We start from the raw sequence: 434 nt of genomic DNA on the forward strand, positions 1-434 counted from the left end.
GGCTCGTCGATGATCTCGTCGCCCTCCCGGGCGTGGATGAAGTAGAAGATGGTGTTCTCGTCGTCGACCGGCACGAAGGCCTGCGAGAAGATCCAGCCCTCCGGCGCGGAGAACATCGCCCAGTACGGCGCAACGAATTTCGTCGTCCGCACGTACTGCTTGGCCGTTCCGTCCTTCAGCGTCGCGTCCCGGATACCGGCGTACTGGAATCCGTAGGGCAGGTTGTCGATCTCGAGGCGCGGAGCGCCTCCGATGAGGACCTTGTCGAACAGGCCGCCGCCGCCGGTGTAGTCGCCGCCGCCTGCCAGTCGGCGCATCAGATCGTTGTGCAGGAAGTTCGCATGCGCCGCATCGATCGCACCCTCGATCGCCTGAGCCCAGTTGCACCGCTGCGCCACCCGAATCGTGTAGATCTGCTCCGGCTTGCGAGCGGT

The 434-nt window shown here is 65.0% G+C and carries 1 pseudogene; it reads right to left on the reverse strand.

Annotated elements, in window-relative coordinates:
• A pseudogene (locus MLGJGCBP_RS48500) lies at nt 1-434 on the reverse strand (hypothetical protein); the annotation flags it as partial.

The organism is Rhodococcus sp. T7 (assembly GCF_009872365.1).
Lineage (GTDB): Bacteria > Actinomycetota > Actinomycetes > Mycobacteriales > Mycobacteriaceae > Rhodococcus_F.